This window comes from Streptomyces sp. NBC_00258, from assembly GCF_036182465.1.
GTDB lineage: Bacteria > Actinomycetota > Actinomycetes > Streptomycetales > Streptomycetaceae > Streptomyces.
The window spans coordinates 6623333-6636343 of record NZ_CP108081.1 but is presented as its reverse complement, the minus strand read 5'-3'; the positions used below and the strand labels follow the sequence as shown (position 1 = coordinate 6636343).

Sequence of the window (13011 nt, the reverse complement as noted above, 5' to 3'; positions counted from 1 at the left end):
CCCACTACTGGAGACCTCCCTTGCGCAAGCGCTCCCTCCTCCTGGCCACGACGCTCACCACCGCCCTCACCACCGGGCTCCTGATGACGCTCCCCGCCACCGCCTCCGCCGCTCCCTCGGGCCTGAAGGGCGACTTCAACGGGGACGGCTTCGGTGACGTGGCCTTCGCCGCGCCGTACGCCAAGGTCGGCGACCAGGTCATGGCCGGATACGTGGCCGTCGTCTACGGCAGCGCGACCGGCCTGGACCCCGCCGACCACACGGTGATCGACCAGAGTTCGGCCGGTGTGCCCGGCACCCCGGAGGCAGAGGACACCTTCGGCTCGGCGCTCGCGGTCGACGACTTCGACGGTGACGGCTACGCGGACCTCGCGGTCGGCGCGTCCGGCGAGGACGTCGAGAGCGACGTCGACGGCGGCACGGTCGCCGTCCTGTGGGGCGGCGCGAGCGGTGTCGCGGGCGGTACGACGGTGAAGGACCCGGCGGCCACCACGCACGACGAGTTCGGGCGCGTCCTGACGGCGGGCGACTTCGACGGCGACGGCAAGGCCGACCTGGCCGCGGGCACCACCGCCTCGCACGCGTACGTCGTCAAGGGCGGCTTCACCCGCTCCGGCACGACCGGCGCCGCCCAGCGGATCGCGCTGCCCGAGACCACCCCGTACGGTGCCGACGCGATCAAGGCCGGTGACACGAACGGCGACGGGAAGGCCGACCTCGTGCTGACCTACCGGACCGAGCTGACCGGGGACGGTCCCAACAGCTGGTCCAAGGGGGTCGCTTATCTCGGCACGTCCGCCGGTCTGGAGACCTCCGTGCCGCGCGGCCTGGGCGGCGGCACCAGCATCGCGATCGGCGACATCGACGGCGACGGCTACGGCGAGATCGCCCTCGGCAACGTCTTCACCGCGGAGGACGACCACTCCGGCAGCCTCGGCGGCAGAGTGACGGTCGTCCGCGGTTCGGCGGGCGGCCCGGTCAACGGCGACGCGCCCATGGCCGAACTCACCCAGGACTCCCCGGGCGTGCCCGGCGCGGACGAGGAGCGCGACGGCTTCGGCAGCGCGCTCTCCATCGGTGACGTGAACGGCGACGGCTACGGCGAACTGGCCATCGGCGTCATCTTCGAGGACATCGAGACGATCGAGGACACCGGCTCCACGGTCCTCCTCCAGGGCTCGGCGGACGGCGTCTCCGAGACCGGCGCCCGCACCCTCTCCCAGGCCTCCTCCGGCGTCCCGGGCAGCGCCGAGCCCATGGACTACTTCGGCTCCGACGTCCTGCTGACCGACGTCACGGCCGACGGCAAGGCCGACTACACGGTCTCCGCGACCTTCGAGGGCGAGGGCGTCGGCGCGGTCACCGCGATGCTCTCCGACGGCACGGGCATCTCCCCGAACGGCGACCGCGGCTTCGGCCCCGGAGCGTTCAACCTGCCTTACACGTACGGCGCGTTCGGCGCCGGCCTCACCAACTGAGGGGACGCCACATGCGCATCCGCACGACACTGACCCTCACCGCCGTACTGGCGGCGGGGGTCACCCCGCTGACCCTGGCGCCCGAAGCCTTCGCCGCCCCGGCGAAGTTCGCGGACGACTTCAACGGGGACGGATACCGGGACCTCGTCGTGGGCGCCCCGGACGCCACCGTCTCGGGCAAGTCGGGGGCGGGCGCCGTCGTCGTCCTGTACGGCTCGGCGTCCGGCCCCGGCAAGGGCAAGAAGCAGCTGATCTCCCAGAACAGCAGTGGAGTCGAGGGCGCGGCGGAGGCGTACGACGCCTTCGGCCACTCCGTGTCCTCCGCCGACCTCGACACCGACGGCTACGCGGACCTGCTCGTCGGAGCGCCCTACGAGGACGTGACCGGAGCACGCACCCGTGGCAGCGTCACCGTCCTGTGGGGCGGCGCCCAGGGCCTCAAGAACAGCGCGGTCCTGCCGACGCCGAGCCCGTCCACGGACGGGGACACCACCGGCTGCTCGTACGGCACCGGAGTCGCGGCGGTCAATCCGAAGGCCGCCCCCGGGCGCCCCCGGGTCTCCGTGGCGGGCTGGTGCGCGAGCATCGGCATGACCGGCCCGTTCACCCGGACCGGCAAGCCGGCCGCCCACAGCCTGGGGACGGACACCCCCTCGCTCGACGACACGGCCCTGGGCGACCTCGACGGCAGCGGACGCCCCGAGGAGATCGCCGTCAGCGTGGGTCTGTCCGACCACCCCTCCGGGGGTGTGTACGTCGCCCCGTCGACGCGGCAGCCTCCGCTGTCCACCGACGGCGACAACGTGGCCGTCGGCGACGTGAACGGCGACGGCTACGGCGACCTGGTCGTCGGCGACCCCTCCGACACGGTCATCGACGGAACGCCGCAGGAGGGCACCGGCCACAAGGGCGGCCAGATCGCGGTCTGGCCGGGCGGAGCCCGCGGTGTCGACCGGGCCGCCGAGCCGATCCTGATCCACCAGGACACCCCGGGCGTACCGGGCGCAGCGGAGTCCAACGACTACTTCGGCGCCGATGTGAGCGTCGCGGACGTCAACGGCGACGGCTTCGGCGACATCGCGGTGGGCGTACCCGGCGAGAACCTCGGCTCCGTCCGGGACGCCGGATCGGTGATCCTCGTCCCCGGCCGGGCGGGCGGGCCCACGGGCGCCGGTTCCACCACGATCGGCCAGAACTCCGCCGCCGTTCCGGGAGCCGCCGAGAAGGGCGACACCTTCGGCTCGACCGTCCGCCTCGCGGATCTCACCAAGGACGGCAGGCCGGACCTGGTGATCGGCGCGTCCGGCGAGAACAACAGCACAGGTGGGATCTGGGTGTTCAAGGGCACCGCGAGCGGCCCTGCTCTCAGGAACTCGTACAGCGTCATGGGCAACGCGGTGGGGCTCCCCAAGGAGCACTTCACCAACTGGTCCTCGGTAATCGCACCCTGACCCCGGCACCGGCGCGCCCCGACGAGGACTCGGTCGGGGCACGCCCTCCGTCACACTTGGAGATCTCTTGCGAAAGCGCACCTGCCTCCTGGCCGCCGCCATGCTCGTCTCGGGCCTGACCCCGCTCGCCCTGGCCGTTCCGGCCTCCGCGGCCGCCGCCAAGTACGTCGACGACTTCAACGGCGACGGCTATCGCGACCTCGCCGTCGGCGACCGCGGTGCCAAGGTCGGCGAGGCGGAGAACGCGGGCGCGGTCGTCGTCATATGGGGCACGGCCAAGGGCCTGGACCCCTCCAGACGCACGGTCGTCACCCAGGACAGCCCGGGAATCCCCGGCGCGGCCGAGTCGAACGACTACTTCGGTACGGACGTCACGACGGCCGACCTGAACAAGGACGGGTACGCGGACGTCGTCGCCACCGCGATCGGCGAGACCAACGACGGCCGCTCCGGCGCGTTCACCGTGCTCTGGGGCTCCAAGTCGGGTCTCACCCGCGGCAGTTCGTACATGAACCCCCTCTACAAGGACCGCGCCTTCGCCAAGGACATCGCGGTCGGCGACTTCAACGCGGACGGCAAGCCGGACGTGGTGGCCGTCGACTCCGAGAACATCCTGTTCATGCGCGGCCCGTTCACCACGTCCGGCTCCCACGGCAAGGTGACCGACTTCGACCCGCGCGGCGGCGAGGAGATCACTCCGGAGACGGTGGTCGCCGGAAAGGTCACCAAGGACGGAACCGTCGACTTCGCCGTCCTCGGCAGTGAATGGGACACGGCCGTCGGGGCGTTCAGGGACACCGTCTGGTTCTACAAGGGCGGCTCCGGCGCCCCGAAGCGGACCAAGACCGTCAAGCTCCCCTCCTCCACCACCCTCGTGTCGAGCGGCGCCGCGATCGCCGACTTCGACAAGAACGGGTACGGAGACCTTGCCATCGGTGCCGAACGTGCGGGCACCGGCGGCGCCGTGTACGTCCTGCCGGGCACCTCGACGGGCCCGAGCGGCTCGGTGAGGACCATCACCCAGGCCACCTCCGGCGTCCCCGGCACCCCGGAGACCGGCGACGACTTCGGCGGCGACGTCTCGGCCGCCGACACCAACGGCGACGGCTACGCCGACCTCGCCGTCGGCACCCCGGGCGAGATCATCGCCGCGGAGACGTCCGCCGACACGGGCATGTCCGTCAGGGCGGGCGGCCCGCCGCCCCGCATGGCCGCCGGCGCGGTCACCGTCCTGCGCGGCAGCGCCTCCGGCCTCACCGGCAAGAACTCCCGCGCCTACGACTACAACACCGCGGGCATCGAGGGCGAACCCGGCGAGCGGGCCGCGTTCGGCTACTCGGTCAGCCTCCGTGACTACACCCGCGACGGCCGCGCCGAACTGCTCGCCGCGGCCCCGTCGACGCCGCAGCGCCTGCACCTCCTCCCGGGCACCTCGACGGGCCCCACGGGCACCGGCTCCCAGGTCCTCACACTCGCGAGCCTGGGCCAGACCGCTCTCACCAACTTCTGGGCCGAACTGGCCGACTGACCGCGGACCGGTCCCGGACCGGCTCCCCTCCCCCTCACGCACTCCTCTGGAGACCTCCACCCGATGAAGCGCCAGTTGCGCACCACCACCGCCCTCGCCGCCGTCCTGGCCGCGGGCGTGGCCCCACTGACCCTCACCACCCCCGCCTCCGCCGCCGCGGCCAAGTACGCCGACGACTTCAACGGCGACGGGTACCGCGACTACGCCGTCTACTGGAGCGGCGACAGCAAGGGCGGTGGTGTCGAGGTCACCTTCGGCACGGCGAACGGCCCCGGTACGCGGACCCAGCTCGTCGACCAGGCGAGCCCCGGTGTGCCCGGCGCCGACGAGGCGGACGACTGGTTCGGCGAGGTCCGCACGGCCGCCGACTTCGACAAGGACGGCTACGGCGACCTCGCCGTGGCCGCCACCGGCGAGGACGTCGACGGCCGCGAGGACCAGGGCGCGGTCACCATCCTCTGGGGTGGCCCGAACGGCCTCTCCAAAGGCACGACCGTCCCGAACAAGGCGCCCAGGGACTCCCTCAACCGGATGGGTTCCGACCTCGCCACCGGCGACTTCAACGGCGACGGCAAGACCGACCTCGCCCTCGTCAACGACGCGAAGACGTACGTCTACCGCGGCTCCATCAACCGCTCCGGCGTCCACGGCTCCGTCACGACCCTCGACAAGACGACGTCCTTCTACTCCACCGCCCTCATCGCCGGAAAAGTGAACGGCGACGGCAAGACCGACCTCGTCGTCATCGGCGACGTCGTCACCGACTCGTACATCGCCTCCGACGCCTGGTTCGTCAAGGGCGGCTCCACCCTGACGTCCGGCAAGACCCTGCGCCTGGAGTCCCTGTCGGGCAACGGCGGAAGCTCGGACCGCGGCGGCGACGGTGTCATCGCCGACTTCGACAAGGACGGCTACGGCGACATCGCGGTCGGCACATCCGTGTACTCCAAGGCCAAGGGCCGGGTCTCCGTCTGGTACGGCTCGTCGTCCGGCCCCTCCACGAGCACTCGTATCACCCAGGCGACGAGTGGAGTGGCGGGCTCCCCGGAGACGTACGACGAGTTCGGCTGGTCCGTCTCCGCCGGTGACGCCAACGGGGACGGCTACAAGGACCTGGCGGTCGGCGTGCCCGGCGAGGCCATCAACGGCAAGGAGTACGCGGGTGGCGTCCACGTGCTGTACGGCCGCGCGTCGGGCCTGTCCGGCACGCGCTCGCAGTGGTTCGCCCGCAACTCGGCAGGCGTACCGGGTGCGTTGGAGGAGGGCGAGTCCTTCGGCTACGGGGTCCGCCTCCGCGACACGAACGCCGACGGCCGCGCCGACCTGTACGTACGCGGCAGCGTGAACACACTGCGCCTGCCCGGGTCCCCGACGGGTGTCACCACAACGGGGGCGGCATCCGCGGAGGAAAAGCTCATCGAGGGCACGCTCCAGTAGTACTCACGGATACCCTCGGGGAGTCATCAAGTTTGACTACCCGAGGGAATCCGCGTGGCCAACGAGATAACCATCCCCCTGCTGCCCTGCCGGTCGATCGACGAGATCACCGAGTTCTACGGCAAGTTGGGCTTCACCACGACCTATCGGCAGACCCGCCCGAACCCCTACGTCAGCGTCCAACGCGAGGACCTCCAACTGCACTTCGCCGGGATCGAGGGCTTCGACCCGGAGCAGTCGTACGGCTCGTGCGTGGTGATCGTCCCCGACACCGGGGCCATCCACCAGGCCTTCGCCGAGGCCATGCGGGCGGCCTTCGGCAAGGTGCTCGTGTCCGGCATCCCGCGGATGACCAGCCCCCGCCAACGCAGGAACACCGGCAAGCGGGCCGGCTTCAGCGTCGTCGACCCCGGCGGCAACTGGATCCGCTTCTTCCCGGCGACGGAGGACGAGGACGTACCGAACGAGTCCTCGTACCCCACGGGCAGGCTCACCAAGGCCCTGGAGAACGCCATCGTCCTCGGCGACTCCAAGGGCGACACCCACCAGGCCGCCCGCATCCTGGACGCGACCCTGACCCGCGAGCGCGCCTCCGCCCACCCTGTCGAGCTGATCGAGACCCTCGTCTACCGCGCGGAACTCGCCCTCCGCCTCGACGACGCGCCCCGCGCCCGCACCCTCCTGACCGAGGTCGGCGGTGTCCCGCTGGGGGACGGCGAGCGCGCCCGCCTCACCAACACCCTTGCTGTGGCGGGTGAGTTGGAGGGAGCACTGCCGCCTACAGGCCTTACGGGCGAAGGTGCCGTATGAGGGCGGCGAGCCCGGCGCCGGTGGCGGCTATGACGGTGTCGGGCTCGTCGCTTTCGCGGAGAAGGAGGGTGCGGGTGTTCTGACGGGCGGCGACTTCGACGCAGTCGTCGTGGTCGAGCCCGCCGGAGAAAGAGGACTTCTGCCAGACGTCCGGTGCCATGTCGAGACCTTTCACATCTGCCGTACGAGGCGATGGATGAAGTCTCTCGACTCTACGGCGCCCAGGGCCAGGTCCTCGATCGTGCGGAGGACCCCGCGATAGCGACAGAGCTGCGCCTCCGCATCCAGGTAGGCACCACCGTGCGCGGTGTCCACCAGAACGGTGTCCAACTGGGGAACAGCACCGCGCGCGTACACCAGCGGGGCACTGAGCCCAGCGAAGCCGTCCACGTCGAACGGAACGACACGCACAACCACTTGAGGAAGCTCTGACCGCTCCACGATGTGCAACAGCTGGTTCCGGGCGACCTCGCCGTCAGCTGCCCGCAGGCGCAGCGCGGCCTCGTGAATCACCGCCTCGTAACCGACCTTGCCGAGGATCTCCTGGCGGCGCAGCCGAAAACGCACCCGTGCTTCCCGCAGCTCCTCGGGAAGCTTCGGCACCGGCGAGGCGAAGAGCCCACGAATCTGCTCCTCCGTCTGCAGCAGCGCCGGGATGTGAACGTTCTGGAACGTCCCCAACCCTGCCGCGCAGTACTCCAGTTCAGCCAAGTCCAGGTATCCGGTGGGCACCGTCCCCCGGTACTCCTCCCACCAGCCGCGCCCCTTTTCTGCCGCCATGCCCACCAGCGCCTCGACGAGGCCGGTGTCGTCGCACGCGTACTGGTCGGCCAGATGCCGCACACGCTCCGCGCTCACCCCGACCCGGCCCGCCTCGGTCATGGAGATCTTGCTCTCGGCGATGCCCGACGCCTGGGCCGCCTCCCTCGCGGTCAGCCCCGCCCGCTCCCGGAGCTTTCGCAGCTCCGCGCCGAGCCGTTGCTGGCGCGCGGTGACGATGCTCCTTGCAGGCATACGGCCCTTCCTTCCCGGCAGTTGGGACTCCGAGTATTCCAGTTCACCTTGACCGGGGTGATACACCACCCCTACCGTAAGTGACGCAACGAACACTCCTCGGAGCGGAAGTGCATCCCCCCCCGGCATGCCACGCCATGCCATGCCGGGCCAGACAGAGCCACCGCCCCGACCCCCACCACTCCCCACCAGGAGACCGCATGCCCGTGCCCGCACCCTGGGAGTACACGCTCTACATCCCCCACGACCCCCGAGCGGTAGGCATCTGCCGCCGCGCCCTCCGCGACATCCTCACCAGCCACCACCTCCCCACCCTCGTCGAACCGGCGGAGCTACTCGCCTCGGAGCTCCTCGGGAACGCCATCCGGCACACCGAGGGCCCCGCCGCCCTGAAGCTCAGACGGTCGGGGAACTCGTTCCGGCTGGGCGCGTGGGACGCGGATCCCGCACCGCCGACGACGAAGCCCGAGGACGACGAGACGGGCCGCGGCCTGCGGATCGTGCGCGCGTACGCCGACGACTGGGGCTGGTTCCGGGTCAACGGCACGGCGGGCAAGTACGTGTGGTGCGAACTCGGCACAAAAACCCAATAACGCGAGATAATCAAAATGTCGGCCATAAGACGCCAAGCAACAGAAAGGCGGCGATCACGATGGCTGAACACCCGCACGCAATGCTCGTCCGCAAGGGCTATGACGCTTTCACCAGGGGTGACATGGACACCCTGCGCGGCATGATGGCATCGGACTGTACGCACCACGTACCCGGTAGTCACATGCTCTCCGGCGACTACAAGGGCCAGAACGCGGTCATGGAGCTGTACGGCCGGCTCTTCGCGGAGACCAACGGGACCTTCCAGGTCGAGCTGAGCCACATCCTCGTCGACGGCCGGGGCCACGCCGTCTCCATGCACCGCTACACGGCCGAACGCAACGGCAAGCGGATCGAGCAGAACGGCTGCCTCATCTTCCGGATCGTCGGGGACAAGATGACGGACATCGACGAATGCCAGGAGGACATGGAGAAGGAGGCCGAGTTCTGGGCCTGAGGCCTCACCGGACGCGTACGCCCCAGCGAACGAGCACGCGGCAAGGAACGCGCCCGCGGCCACAACCCCTGGCGACCTCCAGGTGTCACACAGGTGAACCGCAGTTCCCGGTCACCACCCTGGAGCCCCCGTGCACATACGGACGTACGCACTCGCCGCCACCGTCGCCGCGGCGGTCACCGCGGGCCTGACACTCGCGCCCACCGCGGCCGCGGCCCAACCCTCCCCCACCACGAGCGACTTCAACGGCGACGGCTACGCGGACCTCGCCGTCGGCGTCCCCGACGGAGCCGTCGGCGGCAAGGCGAAGGCGGGATACGTCAACGTCGTGTGGGGCGGTCCCAAGGGGCTCGGCTCCCGCGGCAGCATCCGGGTCAGCCAGTCCACCGCCGAGGTTCCCGGCTCCCCGGAGACGGGCGACCGGTTCGGCGCCTCCGTGGTGCTGGAGGACCTCAACGGCGACGGCATCGCGGAGCTGCTCGCCGGCGCACCCGGCGAGGACGTCACCGACCGTGGCGTGGACGCGGGCATGGTCACCGTCGTGGGCGGGGCGAGGGGCGGCCCGAGCCACGGGTCCACGGCCCTCACCGGCCCGGCGGCGTCGGCGGCGTACGGCGGGTCGGTCGCCGCGGCCGACCTGACCGGGGACGGCAGCAGGGACATCGTGATCGGCGGCCGGGACAAGGTCGTGCTGCGCACCGCGGACGGCATCCTCACCACCGTCCTCACCGCCCCCATGGGAGGCCGCGCCCCGATCCTCACCACCGGCGACTTCACCGCGGACGGCACGGCGGACCTGGCCCTGGCGTACTGGACGGTCGACGCCCCGTTCACCCAGTCGCACGTACGGCTGTGGGCCTGGGACGCGGCGGAGGAGAGCATGGCCAACACCTGGAACACCGACAACGCCGGTGTCTCGGCCCTCGCCGCCGGTGACTTCGACGGCGACGGCAACGACGACCTGGCCCTCGGCGAGTGCCGCGAGATCGCCGACGAGAACATCGACGACCCGTGCGGTCCGGAGGAGTTCGCGAAGGGCGGCGGCATCCACGTCCACTACGGCAGCGGCCCGGACGGCTCGTTCGGCCACCGCGCGCAGACCCTCGGCCAGGACACGGTCGGCGTACCGGGCGTCGCCGAGACGGGCGACCGCTTCGGCGCCTCCCTGGCCGTGGCGGACGTGAACGGCGACGGCCGTGACGACCTGGTCGCGGGCGCCCCCGGCGAGGCGATCGGCACCCGGGCGGGCGCGGGCGCCGCGACCCTCCTGTTCGGCGGCGCGACCGGCCTGGTCGACTCCCACGGGGAGGGCCACTCCGTCGCGTACAACCAGGACACCGCGCGCGTCCCGGGCGTCGCGGAGGCGGGCGACGCCTTCGGTGCCGCCGTCGCGACCGGCGACTACGATCACGACGGCAGGGCGGACATCGCGGTCGGCTCCCCCGGCGAGAACGCGAAGTCGGGCGGCGTGTGGGTGCTCCCCCGCGCGAGCGCCGACGGCTCCTACACGGTCACGCCCGCCAAGCTCGCCCTCCCGGCCGTGCCCGGCGGACTCGCGTACGGCCAAACCCTCAGCAGCCACTGAAAAGTCCCCGAACATACCCCCGAAGAACCCATGAAGGTCACCTGGGAAGTCCCTTAGGGGATGTCACAGCTCAGCAGCAAAGCCGGGCCCGTTGCCCCGGGCCCGGCACGTCACTGTGCGGGACCAGGTACGTTCGATTACGTGGCTGGATTCAGGATCGGACGCGGCCGGGACAACCGCACGCAGCAGGCGCACCCGCAACAACAGGCGCGGCAGCAGCCTTACGGACAGCAGGCCCCCCAGGGCGGCCCGTCGTACGGCTATCCCCCCGCGCCTCAGCCGTACCCGCAGCAGCATCAGCAGCCGCGGTACGGCAATGGCGGCGGTGGCGGTGGCAACGGGCCGCAGCAGTGGCCCCAGGCGAACGGGCACGGTGAGCCGGAGTACTTCGGCGACCACGACCACCACGGTCAGGGCCCGGACCCGTACGCGGCGAACCAGCCGGGTCACACCACGGCGTTCTCCGTCGGCGAGGACCCGTACAACCCGGGCGGGACGTACCGCGCGGGCCAGACGACCGCGCCCCCGGTGGGTCCGCGGCTGCACTGGAAGGAACTGCTGACGGGCGTCATCATGCGCCCGAACCAGACCTTCCTGCAGATGCGCGACTACACGATGTGGGGCCCCGCCCTCATCGTGTCGTTCCTCTACGGCCTGCTGGCAGTCTTCGGCTTCGACGGCGCCCGCGCGGACGTCATAAACGCCACCCTGGCCAACGCGGTCCCCATCGTCCTGACGACGGCGATCGCGATCGTCCTCAGCGCGTTCATCCTGGGCGTGGTCACGCACACCCTCGCCCGCCAGCTCGGCGGCGACGGCGCCTGGCAGCCCACGGTCGGCCTCTCCATGCTGATCATGTCGCTCACGGACGCGCCGCGACTGGTCGTCGCGATGTTCGCGGGCGGCGACGCGCCGTTCGTGCAGCTGCTCGGCTGGGCGACCTGGGTCGCGGCCGGCCTGCTCTTCACGCTGATGGTCAAGAAGTCGCACGACCTGCCGTGGCCCAAGGCCCTGGGAGCGTCGGCGATCCAGCTGATCGCCCTGCTGTCGATCATCAAGCTCGGTACGTTCTAGACGTCTCGGTACGTTCTAGGGCCTGTCCGACGGGCCCTAGGCGTCGCCCTGGGGCCAGTGCGCCGGCTCGATGTTCTGGTTGGCGTGGAAGAGGTTGTGCGGGTCGTAGGTCCGCTTCACCTCCGCGAGCCGGTCGTAGTGGTCACGGTAGGTGGCCCTGACCCGCTCCTGGCCCTCACCCGGCCCGATGAAGTTCACGTACGCACCGCCCATCGAGTACGGGTGCAGCTCCTCCCGGTAGTCCGTGCACCACTGCTTGATGAGCCCGGCGTTGTCCGGGTCCGGGTCGATGCCCGCGAAGACGCCCGACCAGACGGCGTCGCGGTAGGCCCACGCCGTGTCGAAGGAGCCGACCCGGGAGGCTGCGCCGTCGACCGGGTAGAGGTGCATGGTCGACAGGTCGGTCGGGAGGTTCTCGCCGTACTTGAGGTGGATGTCGACGGCCTCGTCGGTGATCCGGTCGAAGAAGTCACCGCTCCAGTACCACTGCAGGCCCTTGGGGATCAGCTCGTCGAACATGGTCTGCAGCGCCGGGTACGGCATCGGGCTCGTGAAGTGGAAGGCCGGCCGCCCGGCGTCGTTCACCACCGCGAGCGTCTCGTCCAGCAGCGCCAGGTCACCGGTCCAGCACCACACGACACCGCACATCCTGTGCCCGTGCAGCTCCTCGGGGAACGGCGGCCCGGGCGGCACGGCGAGCACCGCGTAGAAGCCGTTCAGGTCCTCGGGCGCCTGCGGCAGGAACTCCCGGTACCAGCGCAGCACTTCACGCGTGTGGTCCACCGGCCAGACCGTGATGCCGACGCCCACGGAGTGCACCGGGTGCAGCCGGTAGGTGAAGGACGTGACGATCCCGAAGTTCCCGCCTCCGCCGCGCAGCGCCCAGAAGAGGTCCGGGTACGAGGTCTCGCTCGCCGTGACGAAGCTGCCGTCGGCGAGAACGACGTCCGCGGAGATCAGGTTGTCGATCGTGAGCCCGTACTTGCGGGTGAGGTGACCGTGTCCGCCGCCGAGGGTCAGTCCGCCGACTCCCGTGGTCGACATGATCCCGGCGGGGGTGGCGAGGCCGAAGGCGTGCGCCGCGTGGTCCAGGTCGCCGAGCAGGCTGCCGCCGCCGACCTGCGCGGTCTTCGCGACCGGGTCGACCCGTACCCAGCGCATCGGTGACAGGTCGAGGGTGACACCGCCGTCCACCAGGCACAGCCCCGGGCCGCTGTGTCCGCCGCCGTGCACGGCGAGTTCGAGCCCGTGGTCGCGGACGAAGTCGACCGCGTTCATCACGTCCCCGGCGTCCGCACACCGCACGAAGGCGGCCGGCCGCCGGTCGATCATCGCGTTGTAGATCGACCGGGACTCGTCGTACGCCGAATCCCCGGGCGCGACGACCGGGCCGCGCAGTCCCGTCCGCATCGCCTCCAGGGTCGTACCGTCCATGACGCCCGAGCCGCCGCTGCTGTTACCGGTGGTGCCGATGGTGCCGCCCATGACGATCGCTCTCCTCGCGAGGCCCGGTAGGTACGGTCCGTCCGCGATCGCACGTTTCATCCGCCCCAGGGCCGATATGTTCAGGGTCTCGCCGCTCGACG

Annotated in this window: 12 protein-coding genes; 9 read left to right on the top strand and 3 right to left on the bottom strand. The window is 70.9% G+C overall.

What is annotated here, in order from left to right; genetic code table 11:
* Positions 1-20 precede the first annotated feature (20 nt).
* The 5 genes from OG718_RS29640 to OG718_RS29620 all read left to right on the top strand — a co-directional run bounded on the left by OG718_RS29640 (position 21) and on the right by OG718_RS29620 (position 6704).
* The gene (locus OG718_RS29640; protein ID WP_143640065.1) at positions 21-1478 is read left to right on the top strand and encodes an FG-GAP-like repeat-containing protein; all 1458 of its coding nucleotides are present in this window, start codon (positions 21-23) and stop codon (positions 1476-1478) included.
* A gap of 11 nt (positions 1479-1489) precedes the next feature.
* Positions 1490-2929 (top strand): FG-GAP-like repeat-containing protein, encoded by a 1440-nt coding sequence (locus OG718_RS29635; RefSeq protein ID WP_143640063.1) that lies wholly within the window; start codon positions 1490-1492, stop codon positions 2927-2929.
* A 67-nt stretch (positions 2930-2996) separates the two neighbouring features.
* A complete protein-coding gene (locus tag OG718_RS29630) occupies positions 2997-4457 on the top strand; it encodes an FG-GAP-like repeat-containing protein (protein WP_328845642.1) in 1461 nt (486 codons plus the stop codon).
* 63 nt (positions 4458-4520) lie between these two features.
* Positions 4521-5894: an FG-GAP and VCBS repeat-containing protein gene (locus OG718_RS29625; RefSeq protein ID WP_306939114.1), complete on the top strand. Its 1374-nt coding sequence runs from the start codon at positions 4521-4523 to the stop codon at positions 5892-5894.
* A gap of 54 nt (positions 5895-5948) precedes the next feature.
* Complete coding sequence (locus tag OG718_RS29620) at positions 5949-6704, top strand: VOC family protein (RefSeq protein WP_328845641.1); 756 nt, start codon at positions 5949-5951, stop codon at positions 6702-6704.
* Here the strand turns inward: OG718_RS29620 and OG718_RS29615 are convergent.
* Both OG718_RS29615 and OG718_RS29610 read right to left on the bottom strand, forming a co-directional pair.
* Positions 6682-6864, bottom strand: a complete 183-nt coding sequence (locus tag OG718_RS29615) for a DUF397 domain-containing protein (RefSeq protein WP_328845640.1) — start codon at positions 6862-6864, stop codon at positions 6682-6684. The two genes, OG718_RS29620 and OG718_RS29615, sit on opposite strands and share 23 nt — an antisense overlap.
* A gap of 11 nt (positions 6865-6875) precedes the next feature.
* Positions 6876-7718 (bottom strand): helix-turn-helix domain-containing protein, encoded by an 843-nt coding sequence (locus OG718_RS29610; RefSeq protein ID WP_143640055.1) that lies wholly within the window; start codon positions 7716-7718, stop codon positions 6876-6878.
* Between the two features lie 200 nt (positions 7719-7918).
* Here OG718_RS29610 and OG718_RS29605 point away from each other — a divergent pair, with 200 nt between their 5' ends.
* The 4 genes from OG718_RS29605 (at position 7919) to OG718_RS29590 (ending at position 11425) form a co-directional block, all read left to right on the top strand.
* Positions 7919-8311, top strand: a complete 393-nt coding sequence (locus OG718_RS29605; RefSeq protein WP_328845639.1) for an ATP-binding protein — start codon at positions 7919-7921, stop codon at positions 8309-8311.
* 59 nt (positions 8312-8370) lie between these two features.
* Positions 8371-8766 (top strand): nuclear transport factor 2 family protein, encoded by a 396-nt coding sequence (locus OG718_RS29600; RefSeq protein WP_143640053.1) that lies wholly within the window; start codon positions 8371-8373, stop codon positions 8764-8766.
* Positions 8767-8896: 130 nt separating this feature from the next.
* The gene (locus OG718_RS29595) at positions 8897-10351 is read left to right on the top strand and encodes an FG-GAP repeat protein (RefSeq protein ID WP_328845638.1); all 1455 of its coding nucleotides are present in this window, start codon (positions 8897-8899) and stop codon (positions 10349-10351) included.
* Positions 10352-10411: 60 nt separating this feature from the next.
* A complete protein-coding gene (locus tag OG718_RS29590; RefSeq protein WP_143640049.1) occupies positions 10412-11425 on the top strand; it encodes a Yip1 family protein in 1014 nt (337 codons plus the stop codon).
* 36 nt (positions 11426-11461) lie between these two features.
* On the opposite strand, the gene OG718_RS29585 is transcribed toward OG718_RS29590, so the two are convergent.
* Entirely contained in the window at positions 11462-12859 is a 1398-nt protein-coding gene (locus OG718_RS29585; RefSeq protein WP_143640480.1) for an FAD-binding oxidoreductase, read from the bottom strand.
* Positions 12860-13011 lie beyond the last annotated feature (152 nt).